The sequence below is a fragment of the Amycolatopsis alkalitolerans genome (assembly GCF_006152065.1).
Taxonomy (GTDB): domain Bacteria; phylum Actinomycetota; class Actinomycetes; order Mycobacteriales; family Pseudonocardiaceae; genus Amycolatopsis_E; species Amycolatopsis_E alkalitolerans.
Map to the genome: position 1 here is coordinate 334,293 of NZ_VDFW01000001.1, position 25,157 is coordinate 359,449.

Annotated in this window: 29 protein-coding genes; 12 read left to right on the top strand and 17 right to left on the bottom strand. The window is 70.7% G+C overall.

The window, feature by feature from the left end:
• Positions 1-42 precede the first annotated feature (42 nt).
• Complete coding sequence (locus FG385_RS01510; RefSeq protein WP_139094733.1) at positions 43-948, top strand: AraC family transcriptional regulator; 906 nt, start codon at positions 43-45, stop codon at positions 946-948.
• Here FG385_RS01510 and FG385_RS34625 read toward each other — a convergent pair whose 3' ends face one another.
• Positions 949-1,362: an ABC transporter permease gene (locus tag FG385_RS34625; protein ID WP_139094734.1), complete on the bottom strand. Its 414-nt coding sequence runs from the start codon at positions 1,360-1,362 to the stop codon at positions 949-951.
• A gap of 38 nt (positions 1,363-1,400) precedes the next feature.
• Here FG385_RS34625 and FG385_RS34630 point away from each other — a divergent pair, with 38 nt between their 5' ends.
• Genes FG385_RS34630 through FG385_RS01530 form a run of 3 tightly spaced genes read left to right on the top strand, consistent with a single transcriptional unit; the run spans position 1,401 to position 4,319 of the window.
• Positions 1,401-2,054, top strand: coding sequence for a TetR/AcrR family transcriptional regulator C-terminal domain-containing protein (locus FG385_RS34630; RefSeq protein WP_235022304.1), 654 nt, complete (start codon positions 1,401-1,403; stop codon positions 2,052-2,054).
• 28 nt (positions 2,055-2,082) lie between these two features.
• Positions 2,083-3,372, top strand: a complete 1,290-nt coding sequence (locus tag FG385_RS01525) for a serine hydrolase domain-containing protein (protein WP_139094735.1) — start codon at positions 2,083-2,085, stop codon at positions 3,370-3,372.
• Complete coding sequence (locus FG385_RS01530) at positions 3,369-4,319, top strand: helix-turn-helix transcriptional regulator (protein ID WP_139094736.1); 951 nt, start codon at positions 3,369-3,371, stop codon at positions 4,317-4,319. Before FG385_RS01525 ends, FG385_RS01530 begins: the two co-directional genes overlap by 4 nt.
• Here the strand turns inward: FG385_RS01530 and FG385_RS01535 are convergent.
• Both FG385_RS01535 and sigJ read right to left on the bottom strand, forming a co-directional pair.
• Entirely contained in the window at positions 4,310-5,215 is a 906-nt protein-coding gene (locus FG385_RS01535) for an SDR family oxidoreductase (protein WP_139094737.1), read from the bottom strand. The genes FG385_RS01530 and FG385_RS01535 overlap by 10 nt on opposite strands.
• A gap of 46 nt (positions 5,216-5,261) precedes the next feature.
• Positions 5,262-6,137, bottom strand: coding sequence for an RNA polymerase sigma factor SigJ (sigJ, locus tag FG385_RS01540; RefSeq protein ID WP_139094738.1), 876 nt, complete (start codon positions 6,135-6,137; stop codon positions 5,262-5,264).
• Between the two features lie 150 nt (positions 6,138-6,287).
• Between sigJ and FG385_RS01545 the strand changes: the two genes are divergently transcribed.
• The 6 genes from FG385_RS01545 (at position 6,288) to FG385_RS01565 (ending at position 11,267) form a co-directional block, all read left to right on the top strand.
• Entirely contained in the window at positions 6,288-7,400 is a 1,113-nt protein-coding gene (locus FG385_RS01545; RefSeq protein ID WP_139094739.1) for an NAD(P)/FAD-dependent oxidoreductase, read from the top strand.
• Positions 7,401-7,660: 260 nt separating this feature from the next.
• On the top strand, positions 7,661-8,392 hold the full coding sequence (locus FG385_RS01550; protein ID WP_139094740.1) for a dienelactone hydrolase family protein: 732 nt from the start codon (positions 7,661-7,663) through the stop codon (positions 8,390-8,392).
• Between the two features lie 123 nt (positions 8,393-8,515).
• Positions 8,516-9,412, top strand: coding sequence for a helix-turn-helix domain-containing protein (locus tag FG385_RS01555; RefSeq protein ID WP_139094741.1), 897 nt, complete (start codon positions 8,516-8,518; stop codon positions 9,410-9,412).
• A gap of 12 nt (positions 9,413-9,424) precedes the next feature.
• Positions 9,425-10,216 carry an SAM-dependent methyltransferase gene (locus FG385_RS01560; RefSeq protein ID WP_139094742.1) on the top strand — a complete coding sequence of 264 codons (792 nt, stop codon included), beginning with the start codon at positions 9,425-9,427 and terminating at the stop codon, positions 10,214-10,216.
• A 99-nt stretch (positions 10,217-10,315) separates the two neighbouring features.
• Positions 10,316-10,486 carry a hypothetical protein gene (locus FG385_RS34215; protein WP_200834247.1) on the top strand — a complete coding sequence of 57 codons (171 nt, stop codon included), beginning with the start codon at positions 10,316-10,318 and terminating at the stop codon, positions 10,484-10,486.
• A gap of 76 nt (positions 10,487-10,562) precedes the next feature.
• Positions 10,563-11,267: a histidine phosphatase family protein gene (locus tag FG385_RS01565; protein ID WP_235022330.1), complete on the top strand. Its 705-nt coding sequence runs from the start codon at positions 10,563-10,565 to the stop codon at positions 11,265-11,267.
• A gap of 15 nt (positions 11,268-11,282) precedes the next feature.
• On the opposite strand, the gene FG385_RS01570 is transcribed toward FG385_RS01565, so the two are convergent.
• Entirely contained in the window at positions 11,283-11,789 is a 507-nt protein-coding gene (locus FG385_RS01570; protein WP_235022305.1) for a universal stress protein, read from the bottom strand.
• A 340-nt stretch (positions 11,790-12,129) separates the two neighbouring features.
• Here FG385_RS01570 and FG385_RS01575 point away from each other — a divergent pair, with 340 nt between their 5' ends.
• Positions 12,130-12,342, top strand: a complete 213-nt coding sequence (locus tag FG385_RS01575; protein WP_139094744.1) for a hypothetical protein — start codon at positions 12,130-12,132, stop codon at positions 12,340-12,342.
• On the opposite strand, the gene FG385_RS01580 is transcribed toward FG385_RS01575, so the two are convergent.
• The 6 genes from FG385_RS01580 to FG385_RS01605 form a co-directional block, all read right to left on the bottom strand.
• Positions 12,339-13,094: an SAM-dependent methyltransferase gene (locus tag FG385_RS01580; protein ID WP_327436811.1), complete on the bottom strand. Its 756-nt coding sequence runs from the start codon at positions 13,092-13,094 to the stop codon at positions 12,339-12,341. The two genes, FG385_RS01575 and FG385_RS01580, sit on opposite strands and share 4 nt — an antisense overlap.
• Positions 13,095-13,756: 662 nt before the next feature.
• Positions 13,757-14,254 (bottom strand): YbaB/EbfC family nucleoid-associated protein, encoded by a 498-nt coding sequence (locus tag FG385_RS01585; protein WP_139094745.1) that lies wholly within the window; start codon positions 14,252-14,254, stop codon positions 13,757-13,759.
• A complete protein-coding gene (locus tag FG385_RS01590) occupies positions 14,251-14,610 on the bottom strand; it encodes a type VII secretion target (protein WP_139094746.1) in 360 nt (119 codons plus the stop codon). Before FG385_RS01590 ends, FG385_RS01585 begins: the two co-directional genes overlap by 4 nt.
• An 8-nt stretch (positions 14,611-14,618) precedes the next feature.
• The gene (locus FG385_RS01595) at positions 14,619-16,304 is read right to left on the bottom strand and encodes a hypothetical protein (RefSeq protein ID WP_235022306.1); all 1,686 of its coding nucleotides are present in this window, start codon (positions 16,302-16,304) and stop codon (positions 14,619-14,621) included.
• A 20-nt stretch (positions 16,305-16,324) separates the two neighbouring features.
• Entirely contained in the window at positions 16,325-16,747 is a 423-nt protein-coding gene (locus FG385_RS01600; RefSeq protein ID WP_139094747.1) for a hypothetical protein, read from the bottom strand.
• 19 nt (positions 16,748-16,766) lie between these two features.
• Positions 16,767-17,609 carry an ESX secretion-associated protein EspG gene (locus FG385_RS01605; protein WP_139094748.1) on the bottom strand — a complete coding sequence of 281 codons (843 nt, stop codon included), beginning with the start codon at positions 17,607-17,609 and terminating at the stop codon, positions 16,767-16,769.
• Positions 17,610-18,014: 405 nt separating this feature from the next.
• Between FG385_RS01605 and FG385_RS01610 the strand changes: the two genes are divergently transcribed.
• Complete coding sequence (locus FG385_RS01610; protein ID WP_139094749.1) at positions 18,015-19,199, top strand: homogentisate 1,2-dioxygenase; 1,185 nt, start codon at positions 18,015-18,017, stop codon at positions 19,197-19,199.
• Between the two features lie 270 nt (positions 19,200-19,469).
• Here FG385_RS01610 and FG385_RS01615 read toward each other — a convergent pair whose 3' ends face one another.
• From FG385_RS01615 to ligD, 7 genes are all read right to left on the bottom strand, one after another.
• Complete coding sequence (locus tag FG385_RS01615) at positions 19,470-20,240, bottom strand: MHYT domain-containing protein (RefSeq protein ID WP_139094851.1); 771 nt, start codon at positions 20,238-20,240, stop codon at positions 19,470-19,472.
• A gap of 21 nt (positions 20,241-20,261) precedes the next feature.
• Complete coding sequence (locus FG385_RS01620) at positions 20,262-20,843, bottom strand: GTP-binding protein (RefSeq protein WP_139094750.1); 582 nt, start codon at positions 20,841-20,843, stop codon at positions 20,262-20,264.
• Positions 20,824-21,180, bottom strand: coding sequence for a DUF742 domain-containing protein (locus tag FG385_RS01625; protein ID WP_139094751.1), 357 nt, complete (start codon positions 21,178-21,180; stop codon positions 20,824-20,826). The genes FG385_RS01620 and FG385_RS01625 overlap by 20 nt, the downstream gene beginning before the upstream one ends.
• On the bottom strand, positions 21,173-21,589 hold the full coding sequence (locus tag FG385_RS01630) for a roadblock/LC7 domain-containing protein (RefSeq protein WP_139094752.1): 417 nt from the start codon (positions 21,587-21,589) through the stop codon (positions 21,173-21,175). The genes FG385_RS01625 and FG385_RS01630 overlap by 8 nt, the downstream gene beginning before the upstream one ends.
• On the bottom strand, positions 21,586-23,313 hold the full coding sequence (locus tag FG385_RS01635; RefSeq protein ID WP_235022307.1) for a sensor histidine kinase: 1,728 nt from the start codon (positions 23,311-23,313) through the stop codon (positions 21,586-21,588). Before FG385_RS01635 ends, FG385_RS01630 begins: the two co-directional genes overlap by 4 nt.
• Positions 23,314-23,359: 46 nt before the next feature.
• On the bottom strand, positions 23,360-23,779 hold the full coding sequence (locus FG385_RS34635) for a hypothetical protein (protein WP_235022308.1): 420 nt from the start codon (positions 23,777-23,779) through the stop codon (positions 23,360-23,362).
• Between the two features lie 270 nt (positions 23,780-24,049).
• Positions 24,050-24,979, bottom strand: coding sequence for a non-homologous end-joining DNA ligase (ligD, locus tag FG385_RS01640; protein WP_139094753.1), 930 nt, complete (start codon positions 24,977-24,979; stop codon positions 24,050-24,052).
• Positions 24,980-25,157 lie beyond the last annotated feature (178 nt).

Here is a 25,157-nt window from a genome sequence, read left to right on the forward strand (position 1 = left end):
ATCGGGGTTGCCGCGTGGCACTCGGCGTGCTTCGGTGGGGTGATGGGAGTCCTGGCGGAGATCCGGCGCGATATCGCCGTGCACGCGCGGCCGGACCTGCACACGCCGATCGACGGGCTGCTGTTGTCCAAAGTGGAGAACGAGGAGCCCGGCTACTCGCTGACCGAGCCCCTGCTGGTCGTCATGGCGCAGGGTGGCAAGCGGCTCCTGCTCGGTGACCAGGTTTACGAGTACCGCGCGGGGCAGTGTCTCGTCGTCGCCGCCGATCTGCCCGTGACGGGCCATTTCCTGGACTCCAGCCCGCGACACCCGGCACTGTCGCTGGGCCTGGTCCTTCGCCCGGCCGTCATCGCTCCGCTGGTGCTGCGGGCTCCGGCGGGGCGCCGGCCCCGGCAGGCGGACCGGCTCCCCGCGATCGCGACCAGCGAAGCGAGTCCCGAGTTGCTCGACGCCGTGGCCCGGCTGCTGCGGCTGCTCGATCATCCCGAGGACGCCCGCGTACTCGCCCCGCTGCTCGAACAGGAGATCCTGTGGCGGCTGCTGACCGGGCCGTCCGGTGGCGTGCTCAGGCAGATCGGTCTTGCCGAAAGCAGCCTGTCCTATGTCAATCGGGCAATCCGCTGGATCCGCGACCACTACGCGGAGCCGATCCGGATCGGCGAACTCGCCGGGCTGGCCGGGATGAGCCCTTCGGCCTTTCACCGGCATTTCCGCGCGGTCACGGCGATGAGCCCGGTGCAGTTCCAGAAGCGGATCCGGCTCCAGGAGGCGCGGTCGCTGCTGGTCGCCGACCCCGGTGACGTCGCGGGCATCGGTCACCTCGTCGGCTACGACAGCCCTTCGCAGTTCAGCCGTGAGTACCGTCGCCTGTTCGGCGCGCCGCCCGGGCAGGACGCGGCCCGGCTGCGTGCGGACGCCGCTCGGCGGCCGGCCGGGCAACTGCCGTGATCACCTCCCGAGCAGGCGGTACTGCCGCAGCGCCAGGGGAACGAAGATGAGCGTCAGCACGGCGGGCCACGATGCGGCCAGCAGGACGGAATGATCCACCGCCCAGCCCGCATCCGTCCACGCCGGACCGCCGAGCAGGTGCCGGACGGCGGGGGCCGTCGACGAGACCGGGTTCCAGGTGGCGATCGCGCCGAGCCAGCCCGGCATCGTGTCCGGCGAGACGAAGACGCTCAAGAGGAACCCGGCCGGCCACACCAGGATCTGCACGCTCACCGCCGATTCCGGGGTCTTCAGCAGGAGCCCCAGATAGATCCCGGCCCAGCCGAGCGCGAATCGCAGCCACAGCAACAGGACCAGCGCCGGGACCGGACCGTGCTCGGGCCGCCACCCGATCGCCAGCCCGGCGGCCACCATCACGGCGAGGCCCGCGGCACGGCCTGACCAGCGAGCAGGTGGTCGCCGCCGCGATCGGGATCGCCGACGCCGACCGGGACCTGACCCCGCTGTCGATGCGGCGCGTCGCCGAGTCGCTCGACGTGGGCACGATGTCGCTCTACACCTACGTGGCCTCACGCGCCGAACTGGTCGAGGCGATGCTGGACTCGGTCAGCCGGGAAGCGGTCGCGGAACTGGAGAAGATCGGCACGGACGGCTGGCAGGAGGGGCTGCGACGGGTCGCGGCCGGCAACTGGCACCTATACCTGCGCCATCCGTGGCTGCTGCAGGTCTTCACCGGCCGCCCGGGGCTCGGGCCGAACGTGATCGCCCGGTACGACCTCGAGTTGCGCGTCGTCGACGGCATCGGGCTCACCGACGTGGAGATGGACGCCGCGATCACCCTGGTGCACACGCATGTCGAGGGCGTCGCCCGGCGCAAGATCGAGGCCGAGCGCGTCGTGCGGCGCACCGGGATGACCGACGCGCAGTGGTGGGAGAAGACCGCGCCGGCGCTGGCGAAGGTGTTCGACGCCGCGCGCTTCCCGGTCGCCGCGCGCGTCGGCCAGGCAGCGGGGGAGGAGCACCAGGCGGCCCACCGTCCCGAGCACGAGTACGCGTTCGGCGTGGAACGGCTGATCGAAGGGATCGCGGCACTCGTGCGGCGCTGAAGCCGGTGGTTGCGCTACCTTGCACGGCATGCAGCGACGCGTGATCGGAGCTCTGCTCGGGGTGCTGCTCGCGGTACCGGTCGTCTTCTCCGGTGCGACAGCCGAGGCCGCGCCGGTGAAAAGCTGCGCGCTCCCCGCGTCGGGTTCGGCCTTCGAGACGGCCTCGCCCGGGCAGGAGGCGATCGACCCGGCGGCGGTCGACGCCGCAGTCACCTACGCGCAAACACAGCTGCGCGCGTCCGTGCAGATCTTCCGCGACAACTGCAAGATCGGGCAGGGCCTCGCCGATCCGGTGACCGATCAGCTGCCGATGGAGATCTTCAGCGCCACGAAGTCCGTCGTGTCCATCCTGACCGGGATCGCCTACGACCAGCACAAGATCGGGCTGGACGACCCGATCGGGAAGTACCTGCCCCCGGGCCTCGGGGACGCCGCGCACCGGGCCATCACGGTCCGCCAGTTGCTCACCGAGACGTCCGGTTTGGACGAAGCCATCCTGTCGGAGTTCGCCACCGTCGGCACCGATCCCGACGTCGTCCAGGAAGCGCTCGCCCAGCCGCTGACACACCGGCCGGGCACCCACTTCGAGTACAGCCAGCGCACGCCCGACCTGCTCGCCGCGGTGGTGCAGAGCGCGGTGGGAGAAGACCTCCAGGACTTCGCGCAGACCTACCTGTTCGGGCCGCTCGGCATCGACCGGCACAGTTACGTCTGGCTGCGCGACCGCGCGGGCAACACCTACGGCTACGCGAACCTGTTCATCCCGCCGGCGCAGTTCGCCAAGCTCGGGCTGCTGACGCAGAACGGCGGGACCTGGCGCGGAAAGCGCATCGTCTCCGCCGGCTACCTCACGCGGGCGCGGGCGAACACGCCGACCAACCCGTGCTACGGCTTCCTCTTCTGGCACAACGGCGGCGACTCGTGCACCTCGGCCAACATCCCGGCCGCGCAGACCGTGCGCGGACCGCTCATCGGCAGCGCGCCCAGTGACCTGTTCGCGATGGTCGGCGCCTTGCAGCAGAACAACTTCATGATCCCGAGCCTGCACATGACGGTCACCTGGACCGGCGCCTTCGGCGACACCGCGCCGAACCTGGCCGGCCTGCTCAGCGCGGCGCCCGGCGCGGACCTGTACTACAACTTCTTCCGCATCCTGCTCCGCGGGGTCCGCGACGTCCACGTGCCCGATCCGGGCCCGTACCGCACACCGCCGCTCGATCTGGACGTCAACCCGGTCAACTACCTCGACCCGGCGGTGCTGCTGCGGGACGTCGCACCGAACTCGCACTGCACCATCCTGGTCTGCACCAGGCCATGAGAGCGGAACGCCTGGTGGCGCTGCTGTTCACGTTGCAGAGCCGCCGCAGCGCGACGATCGCCGAACTGGCCGGGGCGCTGGGCGTGTCGGAGCGGACGATGCACCGCGACATCGCCGCGCTGCAGGCCTCCGGTGTTCCACTGTGGACGGAGCCGGGGCGGCACGGCGGGGTGCGGCTCGTCGAAGGCTGGCGCACCAGGCTCGACGGGCTCACGTCGCGGGAAGCGGTCGCGATCTTCGCGATGGGCGTGCCGCGGGCGCTGGCCGAGCTGGGCCTGGGCACGGCGGTCTCCGCGGCGCACGCGAAGGTTTCGGCGACCCTGCCCGCGCCGCTGCGCGAGCAGGCGCAGCATCTCGCGCAGCGGTTCCACCTCGACGCGCCCGCGTGGTTCCGCCGCGAGGACGAGACGGAGCATCTGGCCGCGGTGGCACAGGCGGTGTGGGAGCAGCGGCGGCTGCGGATCGGCTATCGCGGTGCCGAACGGGTGCTCGACCCGCTCGGGCTCGTGCTCAAGGCCGGGGTCTGGTACCTGGTCGCCCGCGTCGGCGAGAGCCTGCGCACGTACCGGGTCGGCCGCATCGACGAGGTCGAGCAGCTGGACGAGAAGTTCGAGCGCCCGGCGGACTTCGACCTCGCGAGCTGGTGGGAGCGCTCGTCGGCGGAGTTCGAGCGGTCGCTGCGGCGCACGCTGGTGCGGGTCCGGCTCAGCCCCACCGGAGTCCGCGCGCTGCCCTCGGTCATCGACGCCGACCTCGCGGTCAGCGCGCTCGACGCCGGCACGCGCGGGCCCGACGGCTGGACGGAGGTCGAACTGGCGCTGGAGGAGCCCGAGATCGCGGCCGGGCAACTGCTCGGGCTCGGCGCCGAGGTCGAGATCCTCGAACCGGCCGCCGTGCGGGCCGCGTTCGCCGACACCGCACGGCGGATGGCCGAACGTCACCGGTAACCGGTCGCGTCGGCCGGCCTGCCCGCTTCGAGATAGCGCCACGCGTCGGGCGCGCTGCCGTCGGTGTCGGTGAACCCGTAGACCTTGGCGAGCTGCCCGCTGCTGAGCGTCTGCCCGGAGAAGCGGGCCCTTTCCGGGTCGGCGGCCAGCGCGGCGACCGCGCGCCCGACGAAGGCGGGTGACTCCGAAATGACGAAATCCGGTCGCCCGGCCACCGCGTCCCGCCAGGATTCCTCGGTGACGCCGAAAGCCTCCAGCATGGCCTCCGAACGCAGCCAGCCCGGGGTCACCGCCACCGCGGTGCACCCGTGCTCCCGCAGCTCGTCCGCCTGCGCGAGTGCCAGGTGGTGTGCGGCGGCTTTGGCCAGGTAGTAGGAAAGCGAGGTGCCCTCGCGGAACTTCGCGTTGTGCTCGGCGGTGCCGTCGGTCATGTCCACCACGAGCCCGCCGGGGCGGCGGATCACCAGTGGCAGCAGGTGATGGCTCGTGATGATGTGCGCGTCGATGCCGAGGCGGATCATGCGCAGGCTCTTCTCGAGCGAGTGCTCCCACACCGGCTTGCCCCATTCGAGATGACGATCGCCGCCCCAGATGCCGTCGATCAGGATGTCGAGCCGGCCCTGCTCCCGGTCGATACGGTCGGCCAGCTCGCGGACCTCTCGCGGTTCGAGATGGTCGACGCGCAGCGCGATGCCGCTACCGCCCGCCTTCTCGATGAGTTCCACCGTCCCCTCGATGGTCTCCGGACGGTCCACTTCGGACCTTCGGGCCCCCGAACTGCGTCCCGTGACGTACACCGTCGCGCCGCACCGGCCGAGCTCGACCGCGATCGCCCTGCTCGCGCCCCGGGTTCCCCCGGCCACCAGCGCCACCCTGCCGTTCAGTTCTGTGCTCATACCCGCCACGATCGCGGTGAACCCTGCCAGCTCATGACATGGTTTGTCAGCCGAGTTGCGTCCTGAGGAAGGCGAGCTTGTCGGGGTTGAAGATCGCGTGGATGGTCGCGATCCGTCCCTCGTGGGTCTCGGGCACGAGCACCCCGGTCAGCATGCCGTTCTCCCACACCAGGATGGCGGGCTCCCCGTTGACCTCCGCGATGGTCGTCTTCGCGTCCTTCGCCCTGCTCGTCGAGGCGAATCCACCGAGGAAACGGGCGGTGGCGGCCCGGCCGGAGATCGGGCGGCGCGCCGCGGTCGCCTTGCCGCCGCCGTCGGACCAGACGGCGGCATCACCGGTCAGCAACCGCTCGAGTCCGGCGACATCGCCTTCGAGAGCGGCGGCCAGGAACCGCTCGACGAGCTTCGCTTCCTCCCCAGGAGACGCGGTGAACCGCCGGCGGGGCTCGCCGACGCGAGCCCGCGCCCGGTGGTAGAGCTGCCGGGCGTGCGCCTCGCTGGTACGCAGGACGCCGGCGATCTCCCGGTGGCTGTACTCGAAGGCCGCGCGGAGCACGAACGCGGCCCGTTCCGGCGGGGTGAGTTTTTCCAGCAATACCAGGAAACCCACCGACAGCATGTCCCGCTGCTCAGCCAGCTCCTGCGGATCCGGGCCGCCGGTGAGCACCGGTTCGGGCAGCCACGGGCCGACATACCGCTCGCGCCGCGCGCGAGCCGAGGTGAGGCGGGTCAGGCACAGGTTCGTGACGATCTTCGTCAGCCACGCCGCCGGGCTCGCCGGCTCCGGCCCGGATCGCCAGCGCAGGTACGCGTCCTGGACGACGTCCTCGGCTTCACCCGCCTCGCCGAGCATCCGGTAGGCAAGGCCGAACAACCGCGGCCGGTTGTCTTCGAACTCCGCGAGCCTGGTCTCGTCGTCCACAACCCCGATTGTGCCCGCGAACTCGCTCCGGGAACCGTGGTAGTGCGGCGGCGCGCCGTCCTCGCCCAAGGTGTGATGACCGTCACGTCACAACGCGGTCGGCCGTTCCGTCATGTGCGTGAAGCCCTTTCGCAGAAAGGAACGCGACCGATGGCCCCACAAATCGTCGTGCTGGGCGCCGGCTATTCCGGTCTGCTCGCCGCGAAGCTCGCCGCCCGCCGGACCGGTGCGCCGGTCACCCTGATCAACGACCGCGAACGGTTCGTGGAACGCGTCCGGATGCACCAGCTGGCCTGCGGGCAGCCGCTGGCGGAGCTGCCCATCCGCGAGCTGCTCACCGGGACGGGCGTCGAGTTCGTCGCCGGCCGGGCCGTCCGGATCGACGCCGGGAACCGGGAGATCACGCTGGCCGGCCGGGCGGAGCAATTGTCCTATGATTTGTTGATCTACGCACTCGGCAGCCACGCCGAACTGGATTCGGTGCCGGGAGCGCGCGAGTACGCCCACACCGTCGCGGGCTTCGAGCAGGCCCGCCGGCTGCGGGATCGGCTGCGTGCCGGCGGTTCGGTCGCGGTGGTCGGCGGCGGCCTGACCGGCATCGAGGCGGCGGCCGAACTGGCGGAGAGTCACCCGGACCGCCAGGTCCGGCTGGTGACGGGCGGCGAGCTGGGCGCCGGACTGTCCGCGCGCGGTGGCCGGTACCTGCGGCGCGCGCTCGGACGGCTCGGTGTCGAGTGCCACGAGGGGCTTCAAGTGTCCCAAGTGGACGCGACCGGTCTGCGGGCGGCCGATGACGAGAAGGTGCTGGCGGATACCGTGGTGTGGACCGCGGGCTTCCGGGTACCCGGGCTGGCGGCGGACGCGGGTTTCGCCGTCGACGGCCGCGGGCGGATGATCGTGGACCCGACGCTGCGCTCCGTCTCGCATCCGGAGGTCTACGGCGTCGGTGACGCGGTCGCGGCCCACCGGGCGGCCGGTCAGGAACTGCGGATGGCCTGCGCGACGGCGATACCGTCGGCCCAGCACGCGACCAGGGCGATCGCCGCCCGGCTCGCCGGGCGCACGCCGGCGCCACTGCGCTTCCGGTATTTCAACCAGTGCATCAGCCTCGGGCGCCGCGACGGGCTCGTCCAGTTCGTTCGCGCGGACGATTCGCCGGTGGAGGCGATCCTCACCGGCCGGGCGGCCGCGCGGTACAAGGAGGCGATCGTGCGGGGGACGGTGTTCGCCCAGCGGCATCCCGGTGTCACCGCCCTGGTGTGACGACGCCGAAGCCCGCGACATCGAGCCGAGGCAGGCGTCACGCAGTTCGGCGCGCGAGTACGCCAGGGTCACCAGCCATTCCACGCAGATGGTCCGGACGAACACGAGCCAGCTCATCAGCACCGACGACGCCTTTTCACCGTCGAAGGCCGCGACATCGAGCACGCGCACCCGCCCGGCCTCTCGTCGCGCCCGCACCTTACTTGACAGTGTCCAACAGTAGTTCGCTTCTCCGGCCGGCTTCGAGCGCACAATGCGGTATGGCGACGAATCTGGAGCTGCGGACCCCGCACGGCGTCATGCCCGCCTGCTACGCGGTGCCGGAGTCGCCGCCGCCATGGCCGGGCGTGGTGGTGATCCACGATTTCACCGGGATGAGCCACGATCTGCGCGCGCAGGCGGACTGGCTGGCGAGTGAAGGATTCCTCGCGGTCGCACCTGATCTCTATTACTGGGGCGGCCGCTTCCGGTGCCTGCGCACCATCATGCGGGACCTGGGCCGCCGCCACGGCCGGTCGTTCGAAGACGTCGAAACGGCCCGGGCGTGGCTGGTGGGGCGCGCCGACTGCACCGGAAAGGTCGGTGTGATCGGGTTCTGCATGGGCGGCGCCTACGCGCTGGCCCTCGCGGCGGACCGGGGTTTCGGCGCGTCGAGCGTGAATTACGGTGGCTGCCCAGGAGATGCCGGGGACTGGCTGCCCGCCGCGTGCCCGATCGTCGGGAGCTTCGGCGGCGCCGACCGCTCACCTCTCGGGCGCAGGGCGGGGCTTCGGCTGGAGGGCCTGCTGACCCGGTTCGGCATCCCCCATGACGTGAAGATCTATCCCGGCGCCGGACACGGGTTCATGAACGACCATTCCCGCGAGGACACCACACTCACGCTGCGGTTCCTGACCCGGATCTCCGGAACGCGGTACGACGAGCGGGCCACCGAGGACGCGCGCCGGCGCATCGTCGCGTTCTTCGGTCGCCACCTGGGGAACGGGGCTTGACGGCGGCCGACGTCCGCGTGAAAGGTTCAGCGGTCTCGTTCCGGCCGGCGGGGAGCTCCCTTGTCCTGTGGCCTTCGCTGGGAAAGGATGCCAGCGACACTTCCCGGACCAGAATGAAGGACTGTGGACGCTCCCGCGGTGGCCCGTACGCCGACCGGCCGCAAGTTACAGCTGGCTGCGCTGCTGAGGCATCTGCGGGAGAAACGGCACCTCACGCAGCACGAAGCCGGTCGGGCGGTCTGGTCGCGCGCGAGCGCGGCGAGCGTGCAGAACAAGATCGCCCGGCTCGAGAGCGCGGACACCGGTATCACGATCGAGGACCTCGACGCACTGCTGCGTGTCTACGCCGCCTCCGATGATCACCGCAGGCTCGCGACCACGCTCAACAGCGAGCTGTCCCAGCGCGGGCGCTGGCAGGGCTACCGCTCGGTCTACTCCGAGTCGTACCGGCGCTATGTCGACCTCGAGGAGGACGCCGAGCTGATCCGGTTCGTGGCGAACGAGCGGATTCCCGAGGTGCTCCAGTGCGAGGCGTACGCGCGCGCGGAGCGCCCTTCGGGCCAGATGGCGGACCTGGCCGTCCAGGCCCAGCAGGCGAGGCAGCAGGTGCTGTTGCGGGATGCCGCGCCGTGGTTCTACGCCGTGCTCAGCGAGTCTTCGGTGCGCGGAGTGCAGGGTGACGAGCACGTGATGGCCGGGCAGGTGGAGCACCTGATCACGCTGTCGCGGCGGCCCAACGTCACGGTGCAGGTCGTGCCGTTCAACACCGGACGCGGGCCGCGGGTCATCACGCAGAAGGGGATCCTGGAACGGTTCGCGCTCATCCGGCTGGCTTCTCCCGGCGTGCTCGGCGAGCTGCCGCGGCATCTGGACTACGCGTTCACCAGGGTCGGCGACGAGCTCAACTGGAGCGACGACGTGCAGCATTATGAGGACCTGTGGAGCAGGGCCAGCAGCGCCGCACTCTCCCCGCACGAAACGAGGGCGTTCCTGCGGTGCGTGGCCAAGGACTTTCGCTGATCGAGGTGGGATATGCAGGAGCCCGAGCGGACGGCGGCGACCGCGGCCGGGGTGTGGGACTGGTTTCTCGGCGGGCGGCATCATGTGGCGGCCGACCGTGAGGCCGCGATCAACAGCCAGCGGTCGTTCCCGCTGGCCTCGCGGGTGGCGAAGTACAACCGGGAGTTCCTCCACCGGACGGTGCGGTACCTGACGTCGGTGGGCGTCGCGCAGTTCCTGGACATCGGGTCCGGCTACCCGGTGGCGGGGAGCGTGCACGAGGTCGCGCCGGGCAGCCGTGTCGTATATGTCGACTACGAGCAGGACACCGTGGACGTGAGCCGGCAGATCCTCTCGGACAGTCCGGACGCGACCTCGGTCCACGGCGATCTCCGGGATCCAGAAGGCATCCTGGGCCATCCGGAGGTGACGGGGCTGCTGGACTTCGAACGGCCCGTCGGGCTGCTCCTGATGTCGGTGCTGCACTTCATCCCGGACGAACTGGACCCACGGGGCATCGTTCGGCGGTGCACGGCGCCGCTGGCACCGGGCAGTCACCTGGCGATCAGTCACGGCACGCGGCCATCGGACGAGCGGAGCCGCCGGTTCCAGCAGGACTGGGAGCGGGTCTACAACCACACCGTCGTGGAGAACTTCCACAGTCGGAGTGCCGGCGAGGTGACGAGCTTCTTCGACGGGACGACGATGGTGCCGCCCGGACTGGTGCTCGCGCAGGACTGGCATCCGGACGATCCGGACTACGTCGCCGACGCCGAGGACGAGGCGCGGCAGGTCCTGCTGGGCGGGATCGGCCGGATGGGCTGAGTTTTCCCTGGTACAGCAAGGAAAAACACCCCCGAGTTGCCGCCATCGAACGCCTGTTCTAGGGTGTGGATGAGGGTTGGAGTCGCAGGGGAGTCGAGTATGGCCTACAAGATCACTCATCGTTCGCGCGCGCAGGAGATCCGGTTCCCGACGCAGGCGGCCGCCGAGCGGTACGCCGAGCAGCTGGCCGGTGGCCTGGGCAAATGGACGGTCGTGGAGGCGGGTCAGGACCCGCGGCCGGGCGAGCACGACGAGGAGGCGCGTTACTGATCCGACCACCAGGACGCAGACCCCGAGTAGGGTCTGGTGCCTTTGTCGGCCCATGGGTGATCCTCCTGGGGTGACCATGCGCATGGAATGGGTCGGCCTGCTCCGTCACGGCGAGAGCACCGGCAACGTCGCGCGCGAGGAGGCCGAAGCCCAAGGGCATCAGGTCATCGACATCGCCGAGCGTGACGCCGACGTGCCGTTGACCAGCGTGGGGCAGGAGCAGGCCGCCGCGGTCGGCGGCTGGCTCGCCCGTAAGCCCGTCGATCTCGTCGTCGCCTCGCCGTATGTGCGGGCGGCCGAGACCGCGCGGATAGCGGTCGCCGCCGCGGCGGCGAAGGGAGCGGCGGCCATGCTGGTCGTCGACGAGCGCCTGCGTGACCGCGAGCTGGGCGTGCTGGATTTGTTGACCCGCAAGGGAGTCCGTGAGCGGTGGCCCGAGGAGCAGCGCCGTAAGGACCGCCACGGCAAGTTCTACTACCGGCCACCGGGCGGCGAGTCGTGGGCCGACGTCGTCCTGCGCACCCGGTCCCTGCTCCGCGATCTGCACCACGAGGCGGCCGGCCTGCGAGTGCTGCTCGTTGCCCACGAGATGACCGTGTTCGCGCTGCGGTACCTGCTCGAGGGCGTAGCCGAGCCCGAACTGCTCCACGTCGCCGCACGCACGACAGTCGCGAACGGCTCGATCACCGGCTGGCAGCACGTCGCCGACGGCCGGTATCGGCTCACCGAGGCCCAGGAGATCCCGGTCGGCGGCGACGATGCGGCGTCGTCGGTGGGGTGAGTCCGGAGCGGCAGGTCAGGGCACCACCGTCACGGGCCACAGCCCGGCCCGCACCAGGCGGTTCGCGACGGAGCCGACCAGCCGGTGCCCGGTGCTCTCCGAAGCCCCGACCACGACCAGATCCGCCCGCCGGTCGATCGCCACCCGCTTGAGTTCGGTGAACGCGTCGCCCCTGCGGACCTCGAACGTGACGTTGACGTGCGCTTCCTTGACCCAGTCCGCGATCGGCCGGCGCAGTTCGGCGATCATGTCCCCGTACGCCTCCTCCTGCGCGGCGCCGATCAGGCTGGGCGACATCCCGGTCCACACCGACGGGGACAGCACGTACACGACCACCAGCCGCGATCGTTGCCGCCGCGCGAGGCCCGCCGCGTACGCGCCCGCTCGCAGTGCGCTCGGTGAGCCGTCGACGCCGGCCAGGATCAGCTGCGGGCCGTCCTTGCCCCGCTCGAAGGGGCCTGGCCGCCAAGCCGGACCGTACTCCTCGACGATCGGCAGGGACGTGGTGTCGTCGGTGCTCACGCGATCATTATCACCCGCGGGCCGCGGCGCCCAGCGGCGGCCGCTGTTCGTCCACAATAGACCGCTACAGGTCGCACGGCCGGGACGGCGGGCAGCATCCCCGGCAAGTCCACTTCGGACACCCTGCCTAGCATGGGCCCGCACGACGGGGCCAGGCCGAGTACCTGCGGGCGCCGTACGCCGACTTCAATCTGCTGGAACTGTCGGCGTCGTCCGGTCGACCGGCGGTATCGGCGTGGTTCGCCGACCTCGGTGGCGCGTTCGCCGGTGTCGTCACCGGAAACCCGGTGCCCACCGGTTCGGGCTGGGCACCGCGGACGCGTCCCGGACCGAGCCCTCGGTGACCGCGGTCGGGCCGTTTCGTGCCGTTGCCCGGATTCGCGGCGGGCTCGCGATGGGTGGGCAGAGCGTCGCGGCACCGCGCTTCGGGGCGGCGACGACCTGCCTGACCGGCGCGCTCACGGCGTTGCGCGATCTGGTCCGTGGCCGGGCGGTGCCGCTGGTGCCCGTGCTGGCCGTCGCGATCGCGGGCGTGCTCGCCAAAAGACGCTAGGGTTTGCGCCCGACGCCGGCCCAGATCACCGACTCCTCGGGGCTGGCGAACTCCAGTTCCGGCGCGTTCGGGCCGCTTTCCTCGGGATGCCACAGCGGGGTCCAGGTCATCCCCGGGGGCACGAGTTCGAAATCGCCCAGCAGCGCGCGGATTTCGCTCTGCTCGCGCCAGACGACCGGGTTCGACGAAACGTCGTAGAGATCCTTGACCTCGAGGAGTTTCTCGCGGAAGGCCGGGGGGACGCCCTCGGTGGTGACATGCGAGATCGCCAGGTACGAACCGGAACGGAGCAGCTCGCGGTACCGCGCGACGGCCCGCGGGCCGATGTCGGTGCCGTCCCGGCCGGGTTGCTGGATGTGCAGCACCGCCACCAGCAGCACCGCGACCGGCCGCGCGAAGTCGATCACGCCGGCGTCGCGGGCGCGATCCCACAGGCCGTCCGGATCGCGCATATCGGCCTGGATCACCGCATGGCGCGCCGGATCGCCGTGCTTGTCCAGCAGGTATCGCGAATGCGCGACCGCGACCGGCTCGTTGTCGACGTAGACGACCTTGGCGCCCGATGCGACCTCGTCGGCGACCTGGTGCGTGTTGCCCATCGTCGGGATGCCGGAACCGATGTCGATGAACTGCTCGACGCCCAGCCCCACCAGGTGCCGCACCGCGCGATGGAGGAACAGGCGATTGGCGACCGCGACCGATTTCAGCACCGGGAACCCGCCCACCACCTTCTCGCCGAAGGCGCGGTCAATCGTTCAATTGGTCGAACCGCCGAGGAGAAAGTCGTAAACCCTGGCCACGCTCGGGTGCTCGAGGTCGACACCTTCGGGCGGAAACGGCTCAGGACCGAGCTGGCTCACCGCGGTTCCTCTCGATCGCTTTTGACGCAATGGTAGCGGTCGGGGCGGTTCTTGTGGCGACGACCGGAACTGTCCATTGTGGATCAGGAAACGACCTGGTGGCGAGCGCGCTGCGTGGCTAGTTCGGGCTCCGGTCACCCGTTGGGCCGGTCGTATCGCCCGGCTTCGTGACGGCGCTCGCTGTCGGTGACGGCCCTTTCCGCCGATCGGGGGCGCGTATCAACCGCGTATCCCGGGCAACAAGTGGAAGGATTCAGGATGCAACGGACAAGCCTCCGGTCCCCGCCGAACCAGCGTCCGTCCCCCGGCGGATTGGGGGCCGGCCTTGAGCCCCGACAAGGCCGGCCCCCGCTCCTCGCGAGTGGTACGCAGCCGTTGCCACCCAAGCCGGATAACCGTGACCGTGGTCGGATCGGCAACGGTCGGCCCGTGCCGATTCGGCCGGAGGCAGGTGGGTACGGTTCGCGGCCGACCTGCCGTGGAAGCCCCGCCTCCGCCGTGGCTGCCGTGGGATCGGTAACCATCGACCCAGCGAGAAAGCGCTTTCACGCCGCTCACCACGGGTTGTTCTCGTCCTCGTCCCCCTCGGACGGGTCCGCCCGGTGCTTCGGCTCGTCCGGAACCGGCGCGGCGCCGTCGGTTTCCTCGTCCTCGTCCGGGCTGGGGAAGCGATCGCGCAGGTTGTCCACCAGCAGCGACCGCGTCTGCGGATCCTCTTCGCCGATCTCCTCGGTCATCACCTCGGCCACCCGCTCCGCGATCCCCGACTGCGCGCGCCGCATCGTCGTCAGGATCTGCGCGGACAGCTCGTCGAGCGGCATGCTCCGGGCCCGGCCGGACAGGTTCAGATCCGTGACGCTGCCGTCGGCCCGGACCGTGACCTGCACCGAACCGTCCCGGTTGGTGGAGCTCAGCCGGATCTCTTCGGTGCGCTCCTGCGCCGCCTTGTAGCGCTCGGCCTTCCGCGCGAAGCCTTCGGCCCACGCGTCGATCCGTGCGGCCGCTTCCTCGGGGTTGCCCATCAGGTCGCCGAGCCCGTTCGCGGCGGTCATTCGGCCACCGCCGTCCCGATCCGGCGCGCCATCCTGGTGGCGGTGGCGTCGGACCGCAGTTGAGCCTCGAACGGCCGCGCGTTGCCCTTGTCCCGCTCGTCGTAGCTCGATGCCGCCGTACGCACGTTGCCCGCGGTGGTGCTCATCCCCTCGACCGCCGACTTGAGTGTGTCCGTGGCGTCCTGCTGTGTCGTCGCGTTGACGATCGGCGGCAGGAACGAGCACAGCAGGCCGTAGGCCTCGCTGTCCATGACGACCGTGCCGGCCGCGTTGACCGCGGTGTTCAGCCGGTCGCTCAACCCGTCGAGATGGCTCGCGTGCGTGCGGAGCTCGTCCGGCACCACTTCGAAGGACATGACGCCCCCTACTTCTTCTTGGCCTGCTTGTTCTTCCAGTCACCGATGACCGGCGGGGCGACGACCTGCTCGGGCTCGAACAGGTCGGGTTCGCCTTCGAGGTAGTCGGCGTGCTTGTGTTCCTTGTCCTCGCCGCCCTTGCCGCCGCGGCCGGCACCCATGCCCGAGGCGCCCGGAGTACCGGCCTTGCCGGCCGTGCCCGCGGCACCACCACGTGCCCCGGCCGCCTCTTCCGCGGCAGCCGCCGACGCGCCGGAGCTTGTCCCGCCACCGAGCTTGCTGCCACCCCCGGCGCCGCCGCCGATCCCCTTCACGCCACCGGCTCCGCCGACGCCTTTGAGGCCGCTGGAACCGCCGAGCCCGCCCGCGCCGCCGAGGCCGGCGGCGGAGATCGGGTTGCCGGTGATCGGGTCTATCCCGGTGAGCGGCGGACCGCCACCGAGCCGGCTCGCGATGCTGTCGCCGTTGACCCCGCCGGAATAGCCGATCGTCGGCAGGTTCGGGGTGCCGCCGCCGGGGGCGGAGCTGATGCCGGTGCCGGTGTACGACGAAGGCAGAGTGCTGTCCGGCAGTGACGGGATCGAGCCCCCGCCGCCGGAGCCACCGGTCGTCGAGCCGGAGCCGGGTAGGTTCGGTATGTCCACGTTTCCGCCCGGAGAGCCGCTGGGCGAACCGTTCGGTGAGAACCCGCCACCGCCCAGGCCGGGCGCGCCCGCGCCGGCCGGCGTGTTGCCGGGGCTGCCCGCGCCACCCTGAGCCGGGATCTCGCCGGCGCCACCCGCCGCGGCGCCACTGCCGGCCATGAGCGGTCGCCTGCCGGTCCCGGATCCGGGGCCCGCCGAGCCGGTCGGCAGCGACGACGTACGCGCAGTGTCGCCCGCGAGCTTCGGCGGGGGCGGGAACGCCGGGGTGCCGGTCGCCTGCCCGATCGTCTGGTCGTACTGCGTCATGATCCGCGCGGCCTGCTGCCGTGCCGCCTGCTGCTGCCGCAGCGTGGTCTGATCGGCCTGCGCCTGCTGCGCGTACGTCATCGGGTCGGTGATCGTCTGCAGCCGGGCGTTCGCGGCCTGCGCGTCGAACTGCACGGGCGGGTTGGCCGCCATGTGGATCTGTGCCTCGTTGAGCGCCTGCGAGTGGATCTCCTGCTGGCGCCCGGTCAGCGTCGCGCCCGTGGCCGTGGTGCCGAGCCATTGCCCGACGTCGGCCAGGTGCTTGCGGGCCGCGTCGCCACCGGCACCCTGCCAGTTCGACATGCTGTCGTTGATCGCCCCGGCGAGGTTTCGCTGATGCTCGGTGAGCTCGTTGCCCAGCCGGACCCATTCCTCGGAGGTGACGGCGACCGCGGCGGAGTCGGCGTCGTCGGTGATCGCGGACATCATCTGCGGATGGGTGGCGTTCTCCCACAGGGTGTGCGGCGCCGTCCCGTGGTCGCGCATCTCCAGCTCGTCGTGCAAGCCTTGGCGGGCGCTGGAGATCTTCTGCTCGTAGAGCCGCTGGATCGCCTGGTTGCGTTCCTGCGGCGTGACCGCCTTGCCGAGCCAGCCCTTGGCGATCTCGTCGTCGATCTCCTTTGTCGCGTCGGCGCGGATCTCGTCACCCGAGGCGGCGGTGGAATCGACGGTGCCGATGTAGTAGGGCGAGTTCGGATCCTGCGTGACGTCGTCGACGGCGCTCCCCGGCGCGGACAGGTCCACGGTCGTTCTCCTCCGTATGCTCAGGGCTGCTCGACGGTGCCGGCCCGGCGCAGCGCGGTGCCCGAGTCGCCGTCCTGGGTCCGGTAGTTCGACTTGGCGAGGTTGATCGCCTCGATGTAGGTGGGCAGCTCGGCCTTCGCCTGCTGTAGCTGCGTGAGCAGCCCGCGCTCGTCGGTGGCGGTGTTGACCATCAGGTTCGACACCCACTTCGAGGTGGCCGTGGTGCTCATCTTGGGCGACTGCTGGAACTGCTGCAGCGCCGACCAGCGCGCCTCGAGCGAGTCGATGATGCCCTGCAGGGCCTGGATCATCCGGTCGCCGGTGGTCTCGTCCACGGCGAACCCGCGGTTGGCGGCCATTGTCTTCAGCTCGACCCCGCTGAGCAGGCGCTGGGCCGGCTGCGGCGCCTGGTCCACCTGGCGCGCCGATTCCTCTTCGCTCATCCTGCGGTGCCTCCCGAACTCAGTAGACGGCGGAAATCAAGCCGCGGAGGGCCTCGGCGACGTCGGCGAACCCGGCTGGAACATACCGGGCGGTGATCGTGCCGGAACCCTCGGTCGTGGTCTGGACCAGGTAGCGGCCGGACTCGGTGTCGAGCCAGGTCACCGGCGGCACCGGCCGGCGCTCGCCGTGGCGGCCGGTGCCGGTCGCGGTGAAGTAGCCGCCGCCGAGCCGCGGCTCGGCGAAGATCTCCTCGAGTCGTTCCTCGTCGGATTCGAGGCGGCGCGGCGCCGGACTGCGCGCCCGCACCAGGCTGCCGACTTCGAGGCTCTCGAAGGCCTCGGTCTCCTCCTCGTCGAACTCCTTCTCGGCCTGGCGCAGTGCGGCCATCGCCGAACGCGGCCGGTCCTCGCGGTGTGAAATGCTCAGTGGGCCACCGGGCGCGGCGTTCGTGCCCGGCAGCGCACCGGCGACCGTGCGGACGAGTTCCTCGTCGGGCATGAGCGAGAACCGCAGCGTGTCCTCACCGCCGGCCTGGCTGATCACGACCGCTTGCGCGCCGTCGGTCGCGGCGAACACGGCGAGTTCGCCGAACTCGACGTCCGTGCCGGTCGCCGTCACCGAAACCCGGTGCACGCCCCAGAGTTCGAACGCAAGCCGCACGTTGCGGTTCAGTTCGCCGTGGACGGACAGCCGCCGCTCCTCGAGGTCGTGGTAGACCCGCCGCGCCAGCTTGGCGAAGCGGACCGGGTCCACGGTCGTATTGCCGATGCGCAGCGGGAAGACGCGGACATCCACGTCCATCGCGCGCCCGACGACGACGGCCTCCACGCTGCCGAGCGTGAAGTCGAACCGAGACACCATCGACGCTTACGCCACCTTTCCTGGCCGGCCTGGACAGAACACCGGCCCACTCCGGGAAGTGAACCGGTGACGATGAGTGTGGACTGTTCGTTGTTCAGTCTCCGCGCGTGGGTGACCGATGTCGAGTGGTCCCCGGTCCCGGAGACGGTGATCACAACGCGGCATCGGTCGTGCACACCGCAGATTTTGACGGGACAGCACGGTTCCGGGTTCACACCTGCCGGTGAGGTTGCCCGAAGGTCGCCGGGATCCGGGGCGAACGGGCAGTAAGTCAACTGGTCAATCTGTGAATCATCTTGTCTTCTTGATCAACTAGTTTTCGGGACAAGCGACCGAAAGTCCTCACTTGCTTCCAACCGATGTAGTTAATACATTGACTAAATCGACTGCGAGGAGGCGAGAGCCATGGCGTACTACCGCCAGGTGGGGCAGGTGCCGCCGAAACGGCACACGCAGCACCGCGCGCCCGAGGGCGCCTTGTACTACGAGGAACTGATGGGCGAGGAAGGCTTCTCCAGCGACTCGTCCCTGCTCTACCACCGCCACATCCCGTCGGCGATCCTGGACTCGGCGCCGTGGCGGCTGCCGGACCAGACCACTGCCGTCAACCATCCGCTCAAGCCCCGGCATCTGAAGCTGCACGAGCTGTTCTCCGGTGAGGAATGGAAGCGACACGACATCGTGACCGGCCGGCGGCTCGTGCTCGGCAACGGTGACGTCCGGATTTCCTATGTCGCGGCAGGCGAAGCGTCGGCGCTGTACCGGAACGCGGTCGGTGACGAGTGCGTGTACGTCGAGGAGGGCGAGGGCGTCGTCGAGACGGTGTTCGGCGCGCTCCCGTTTCGCCAGGGCGACTACGTGATCCTGCCGCGCGCCACCACGCACCGATGGGTGCCGCACGGGCTGGTGCGCGCGTACGCGATCGAGGCCAACTCGCACGTCACTCCCGCGCGCCGGTACCTGTCGAGGTTCGGGCAACTGCTGGAGCATTCGCCGTTCTGCGAACGCGACCTGCACGGGCCGGCCGAACCGCTGGCGACCGAGGGCGCGGACGTCGAGGTGCTGGTCAAACACCGTGGCCGCACGGGCATCGTGGGCACCCGGTTCGTCTGCCCGCGGCACCCGTTCGACGTCGTGGGCTGGGACGGCTGCCTGTACCCGTACACGTTCAACATCGCCGACTTCGAGCCGATCACCGGGCGCGTGCACCAGCCGCCGCCCGCGCACCAGGTGTTCGAGGGCGAGGGCTTCGTCATCTGCAATTTCGTGCCCCGCAAGGTGGACTACCACCCGCTGGCCGTGCCGGTGCCCTACTACCACTCCAATGTGGACTCCGACGAGGTGATGTTCTACTGCGGCGGGGACTACGCGGCGCGCAAGGGATCCGGGATCGGGCCGGGCTCGGTCTCCCTGCACCCGGGCGGGCACGCGCACGGGCCGCAGCCGGGGGCGTACGAGCGCAGCATCGGGGCCGAGTTCTTCGACGAACTGGCCGTCATGGTCGACACCTTCCGCCCGCTGGAAGTGGGCGAGGGCGGCGCCGCGGCCGAGGATCCCGGCTACGCCTGGACGTGGGCCCGCGAAGGGTGACCGGGCCACCGCGGCGAGGCATCGCCGCGGGAACCCAGGCTGCCTTGTGGATCCGCTGAACGCCTAGTGTGTCGTGATCTCGTTGTTGTTACGCGCGGGTGTGTTTGCTTGCCAGGGCACTGAGTTGGCCCCTAGCGTCACCGAGTTGGCCGACCGCCCTCGCCGAGAGCAAACTCAGCAACCGGACCAGCCAACTCGGCGCCGCAGCGGGCAAACTCACCGACGCTGCGGGCAAACACGGCAACGTAAACCGGACAGGATCACCCGACACTAGCCCTGGGGAACGGCCACCCGCTCGTCCCGCGGACGCCGACCCGGTGCCGGGGCCAGCAGGACCGCGCAGATGGGCACCGCGAGCGCCACCGCGGCCAGGACGAACACCGGGAACAGGAAGGAGAACACCTCGACGCCGGACGGGTCGGGCGCTGAGATGTCCAGATGCACCCGCATGGCCGCCATCCCGGTGTAGTGCATGCCCGTCACGGCGACCCCGGCGACCAGGCCCGCCGCGAGCCGGTGCAGCGGTTTGTCGGCCGCGACGGTGAACCACAGCGCGGCCGTCGCGGCGACGACGGCGATCGCGACCGACAGCGCGACCAGCCCGGCGTCGTATCCGATCGTGCCCTTGATCTCCAGCGCCCACATGCCGGTGTAGTGCATGAGGTTCACCGCGCCGCCGGTGACGAGCCCGCTCGCGAACAGCCGCCACCAGCTGAACCGCGCCCCCACGCCGAACAGCAGCAGCCCCCCGAACGCCGCCGCCACCGCCAGCACCGCCGACAGGACCGTCCACCGCACGTCGTAGCGCACCGGCAGGCCCGGAGTTTCGAAACCGAGCATCGCGACGAAGTGCATGAGCCAGATACCGACCCCGCCGAGCGACAGGGAAGCCAGGCCGAGCCAGCCGAGCCGGCTGCGCGTGTCCGCCGCGTGGCGCGCGTGCAGCGTGCACGCGAGGCCGAGGGTGCAGCCCACCGCCGAGGTGAGGTAGGCGAGCACCACGAGCCAGCCACCCAGCGCGAAGTGCTCGACCTGATTCATGTTCACCGGGCCTCCCAGCGCCTATCTCGCGGCACTCAACCGCGCCATCGCGTGTTCCGTGGCCGCGATGAGCGCGTGCTTGGTCGATTCAGTCGAGCGCGCGTCACACGTGATGACCGGGACGGCCTGGCTCACCGCGAGCGCGGTCCGCACGTCCTGGGTCGAGTGCCGCTGCACGTTGTCGAACTTGTTGATCGCGATGACGAACGGCAGCCGGCGCGATTCGAAGAAGTCGATCGCCGCGAAGCTGTCCGCGAGCCGGCGGGTGTCGACCAGCACCACGGCCCCGATCGCGCCGCGCACCAGGTCGTCCCACATGAACCAGAACCGGTGCTGACCTGGCGTGCCGAACAGGTACAGCACCAGGTCCTCGGCGAGGGTGATCCGGCCGAAGTCCATCGCGACCGTGGTGGAGGTCTTGTCGGGCACCTCGGTCAGCTCGTCGATCCCGGTCGAGGCGACGGTCATCACGGCCTCGGTGCGCAGCGGGTCGATCTCCGAAAGCGCACCGACGAAGGTGGTCTTGCCGACGCCGAAGCCGCCCGCGACGATGATCTTCGCCGAGGTGACCCCCGAAGCCTGGTCATAGTGTGCGTAGTCCACTGAGGACCCTTTCCAGCAGGTCGTGTCGTTCGTCCCAGGACGCGTTGTCGGAAAGAGTGTCCCGCACGACGACCCAGCCGGAACCCACCAGATCCGCCACAAGCACCCGCGCCACCTGGAGCGGCACCTGAAGATACGCCGCGACCTCGGCCAATGACAGTGGGTGCAGGCACAGTTGCGTCACCATGGACTGCGGGCTCGCCCGGTTGAACGGCACCGACCGGCCCTCGAGCGTCGTCTCGACGAGGGCTTCGATGGCGAGCTCGACGGCGGGCCGGGTCCGGCCCTCGGTCCACGCGTAGGGGCGCGCCAGCGATGGCGGCCCCGGGTCATGCACGGTCCGCCCCGCCGGGTGCCCGCGGCGGGGTGTCCACCATCTTGCCGACCCGGTCGACCAGCAGCGTCATCTCGTAGCCGACCAGTCCGATGTCGCAGCCGGGGCTCGCGAGCACCACGAGGTTCGAGCCGTCGCCGACGCTCATCAGGAGCAGGAACCCGTCCTCCATCTCGATCACCGACTGGACGACCCGGCCCGCGGTGAACAGCTCCGCGGTGCCCAGCGCGAGACTCGAGAGGCCCGAAGCGATCGCGGACAACTGGTCGGCGCGGTCTCGCGGCAGGCTCTGCGAAGCGGCCACGAGCAGCCCGTCGGCGGAAACCAGCGCGGCGTGCGCGACCCCGGCGACCTCCTCGGTGAACGCGGAGACCAGCCAGTTCCGGGAGGGGGCGGTCGATGAATGCGTCACGATCTCTCCTCGTTCGCGGTGCGCTGCCTGGCCGCCCGCATCCCGTTGTAATGCCTGGACAGGTTGTTGCGGACCGCGGCCGGGTCGCGGAAGCCGGCCTGCGCCCGCGCGGGGCGGGGCAGCGCGGCACCGGGCGCGAGCTGAGCGCCTGGCTTGCGGGTCGGCAGGCCCGCAGGGGAGAGGGCGGTCGAGGCGGGGGCGTGCACGGCGCTCTCCGCGGCACGGCGGGCGTCGTCGGCGGGAGTCACCCAGTTCCGCGAGGCCGGCGCGAGTTCCGCCGGCTCGTCCCCGCTGTGCTCGGTGAACCAGTTCGACACGACCCGGTCGAAGATCGGCGTCGGGCCCTGCGCCGGGACGACCGCCGGGCGCGGCGGCACGCGGCTGCCGTTCACCGGGCTCCCCTCCGCGATGATCAGCTCACGCGGGAGGTGCACGCTCGCGGTGACGCCGGTGCGCCCGGCGCGGGTCATCGTCGGCCGCAGCCGGACCGTGACCCCGTGCAGCGACGCGAGCCGCCCGACCACGAACAAGCCCATCCGCCGCGTGGTCTCCGGGCCCACCGTGTCCCCCGCGGCGAGCCGGTGGTTCGCGGTTTCGAGGTCCTCGGTCGTCATGCCCAGCCCGTTGTCCACGACCTCGACGAGCAGCCCGCCGTCGGCGCCGCGGTCCGCGGTCAGGTACACCTTCTCCTCGGGCGGGGAGAACCGGGTCGCGTTCTCCAGCAGTTCGGCCAGCATGTGCACGACGTCCGCCGCGGACTGCGCGCGCACCGCCCCGTTGGGCACGTTGACGAGCGAGACGCGCCGGTAGTCCTTGACCTCGGAAGTGGCGCCGCGCAACAGCTCCACCATCGAGACCGGCCCGGTGTCGTGGCGCACCGGGGTGCCGCCGGCGAGGACCTGCAGGTTCTCCCCGTTGCGGCGCAGGCGGGTCGCGAGGTGGTCGAGACGGAACAGCTCGTCGAGCCGCCGCGGGTCGCGTTCGTCGGATTCGAGTCCCTCGAGCACAGTCAGCTGCAGCTCGACCATCGACTGGCTGCGCCGGGCCAGGGTCATGAACATCTCGCTGACCTGCTTGCGCAACTCGGCCTGCTCACCGGCCAGGCGCACGGCCTGGCGCTGCATATCGTCGAACGCGTGCGCCAGCTGGCCGATCTCCTCGCCGGTGGCGATGCCGACGGGTTCGACCGGCGGCACCTGCTCGCCCGCCCGCACTCGTTCGATCGTCTCGGGCAGCCGCCGGTGGGCGGCGTCGAGCGCGGCCGCGTGCAGCCTCCGCACCGGAGAGACCACCGAACGCGCCATCAGCAGGGCGATCGCGAGCGCGGCCAGCAGCGCGCCGATCACCAGCGCCGTGTCGCGAAGCGCGCGGGAGCGGGTGTCGTCGGTCTGGGCGGAGATCATGTTGGACTGTCCCGCGAACGTCTCGGCGACCAGATCGCCCAGCCCCGCGCTTTCCGTCGCGATCGGCAGCAGCAGCGCGCTCAGCTCGGCCCGCCGGTCGCTCGCGAGCGAGGACTGGAGCACGGCGCGCCGGTCGATGGCGGACGCCGTCGCGGCTGTGAACCTCGCCACGGCGTCGGCGGTCAGCCCCCGCTGCACCTGGTTGCTGAGCACGGCCTCCTCGGCGGCGGCCTGACCGGCGGCCGCGAGCGTGGCCTGGTCCGCGGCGCCGGACCGGATCGAGCGCAGGAGCGCCTCCTGCACGGCGAGCGTGGTGCGCAACTGCACGAGTGCGGCCGCGGTGTTCGCGGTCGCGTCGAGGCCGCTGTCACCCGCCCGCGTTCGCCGTGCGCAGGCCGGCGAGCCTGCCCAGCGCCGTGTTGAGCGCGCGTTCGACGCCCGCGGGCAGATGCGCGAAATCGGCGTCGTGCTGCACGGTGGTGACCTTCGCGTCGACCGCGTCGATCTGCGCGGTCGGCGCGGCGCCCGGCTGCGCGGCCGCGGTGGCCACCATCTCCTGGTCCACGAGGTCGGCCAGCTCCGCCGCCCCCCGCACGACGCTCAGCTGATCGCGGACCGCGCTGAACCTGCTCGCCTGGTCCAGCTCGGCCTTGACCCGCGCACCGGCCAGCGTGAGCGCGACGATCACCGGCACCAGCAGCACGGCGGAGATCTTGGTCCGCAGACTCCAGCCGCCCGGTGGCCAGACCACCCGCCGCCGGCGCGCGGCCCCCCCGGTTCGTTCCATTTTTCACGATTCCTGGACACGCGGAAAACCGACAAGTTCGGAATAGATCCCCCGACAAGACAAGCGCGTAGGAGACAACCGCAGAACGCCCACCTTGTCAAGTGTTCAATCGGCGTAATGCTTTCCGGCGTGGAGAGCCGGTACCGAAAGCGCTTTCACGACCACGGACCGTGCGCCACGATTATCCGGAAGTCCATTCGGACTAGTCCGAATGGTGGCGGGAAAATCGGCAGTCGCCGAGGACATTTCGCGGCCGGGCGCGGCGGTTGTTCATTTTCCGGATGCGGCGGATATCCGGGGCAGGGCAACCCGCGTCTCGGGCAGGCCGTCGAAGAGGTCACCGTGCACCCTCACGCGGGCGAGCGTGTCTTCGCTGGTGAAGGTCATGTCCTCGACGCGACGGCACGCGCTCACCTCGGCCCAGGTGACCGGGGTGGACACCGTCGGCAGTTGCCTGCCGCGCAGCGAATACGGCGCGACGGTGGTCTTCGCCTGGTTGTTCTGGCTCCAGTCGATGAACACCTTGTCCCGGCGTAGCGTCTTGGTCATCCTGGCGACGACGAGGTCCGGATGCTCGGCCGCGAGCCGGCGGGCGAGCGCCTCGGCGTACTCCGACGGGGCCTCGGGCCGCCGGGTGCGGATCGCGCAGTAGAGCTGAAGTCCCTTGCTGCCGCTGGTCTTCGCGAACGCCGTCAGCCCGTCGGCGGTCAGCGCCTCGTGCAGCCAGCGCGCGACCTGGCAGCATTCGACGACCGTGGCGGGCTCGCCCGGGTCGAGGTCGAACACCAGCAGATCCGGGTTGCGCCTGGCGTCCTTCGGCCCGACAGTCCACTGTGGAACGTGCAGCTCCAGTGCCGCGAGGTTCGCCGCCCAGACAAGCGTCGGCACGTCGTTGATCAGCGGGTAGCTGTTGACGCCCTCGCCGCGGTGGTGGCTTTCCAGCCGCGCGGTCCTGACCCAGCCCGGCGCGTGGCGGGCCACGTCCTTCTCGTAGAACGGTTCGTGATCGACACCGTCGGGATAGCGGCGGAACGTCGCCGGCCGCCGCTGGAGATGGGGCAGCATCGACGGGGCGATCTTGGCGTAGTAGTCGATCACGTCGCGCTTGGTGAACCCGGCCGCGGGGTAGAGCACCTTGTCCAGGTTGGACAGCGTCAGGCGGCGCCCGTCCACCTGTACCGCGATCCGTTCCCCTGCCATGGGTCCACCTTGCCCCAGCGAGGCCGGGTTCGCACGGGAAGAGCCGGGGTGGTCCCCGGCGGGGCAGGGGGGAGCCCGCCAGGGACCACTCGGCGCCGGAGCGCCCCGAGGGGGGAGGTGGGCGCTACACGGGGCCGGTGAGCGGACGGATGTCCGCCGACTCACGCTGCCAGTGTAG

Coding starts and splice junctions, on each gene's coding strand:
- FG385_RS01510 (WP_139094733.1), top strand. CDS start 43: ATGGGAGTCCTGGCGGAGATCCGGCGCGATATCGCCGTGCACGCGCGG.
- FG385_RS34625 (WP_139094734.1), bottom strand. CDS start 1,362: ATGGTGGCCGCCGGGCTGGCGATCGGGTGGCGGCCCGAGCACGGTCCG.
- FG385_RS01525 (WP_139094735.1), top strand. CDS start 2,083: ATGCAGCGACGCGTGATCGGAGCTCTGCTCGGGGTGCTGCTCGCGGTA.
- FG385_RS01530 (WP_139094736.1), top strand. CDS start 3,369: ATGAGAGCGGAACGCCTGGTGGCGCTGCTGTTCACGTTGCAGAGCCGC.
- FG385_RS01535 (WP_139094737.1), bottom strand. CDS start 5,215: ATGAGCACAGAACTGAACGGCAGGGTGGCGCTGGTGGCCGGGGGAACC.
- FG385_RS01545 (WP_139094739.1), top strand. CDS start 6,288: ATGGCCCCACAAATCGTCGTGCTGGGCGCCGGCTATTCCGGTCTGCTC.
- FG385_RS01550 (WP_139094740.1), top strand. CDS start 7,661: ATGGCGACGAATCTGGAGCTGCGGACCCCGCACGGCGTCATGCCCGCC.
- FG385_RS01560 (WP_139094742.1), top strand. CDS start 9,425: ATGCAGGAGCCCGAGCGGACGGCGGCGACCGCGGCCGGGGTGTGGGAC.
- FG385_RS34215 (WP_200834247.1), top strand. CDS start 10,316: ATGGCCTACAAGATCACTCATCGTTCGCGCGCGCAGGAGATCCGGTTC.
- FG385_RS01565 (WP_235022330.1), top strand. CDS start 10,563: ATGCGCATGGAATGGGTCGGCCTGCTCCGTCACGGCGAGAGCACCGGC.
- FG385_RS01585 (WP_139094745.1), bottom strand. CDS start 14,254: ATGACCGCCGCGAACGGGCTCGGCGACCTGATGGGCAACCCCGAGGAA.
- FG385_RS01590 (WP_139094746.1), bottom strand. CDS start 14,610: ATGTCCTTCGAAGTGGTGCCGGACGAGCTCCGCACGCACGCGAGCCAT.
- FG385_RS01600 (WP_139094747.1), bottom strand. CDS start 16,747: ATGAGCGAAGAGGAATCGGCGCGCCAGGTGGACCAGGCGCCGCAGCCG.
- FG385_RS01605 (WP_139094748.1), bottom strand. CDS start 17,609: ATGGTGTCTCGGTTCGACTTCACGCTCGGCAGCGTGGAGGCCGTCGTC.
- FG385_RS01610 (WP_139094749.1), top strand. CDS start 18,015: ATGGCGTACTACCGCCAGGTGGGGCAGGTGCCGCCGAAACGGCACACG.
- FG385_RS01615 (WP_139094851.1), bottom strand. CDS start 20,240: ATGAATCAGGTCGAGCACTTCGCGCTGGGTGGCTGGCTCGTGGTGCTC.
- FG385_RS34635 (WP_235022308.1), bottom strand. CDS start 23,779: ATGGAACGAACCGGGGGGGCCGCGCGCCGGCGGCGGGTGGTCTGGCCA.
- ligD (WP_139094753.1), bottom strand. CDS start 24,979: ATGGCAGGGGAACGGATCGCGGTACAGGTGGACGGGCGCCGCCTGACG.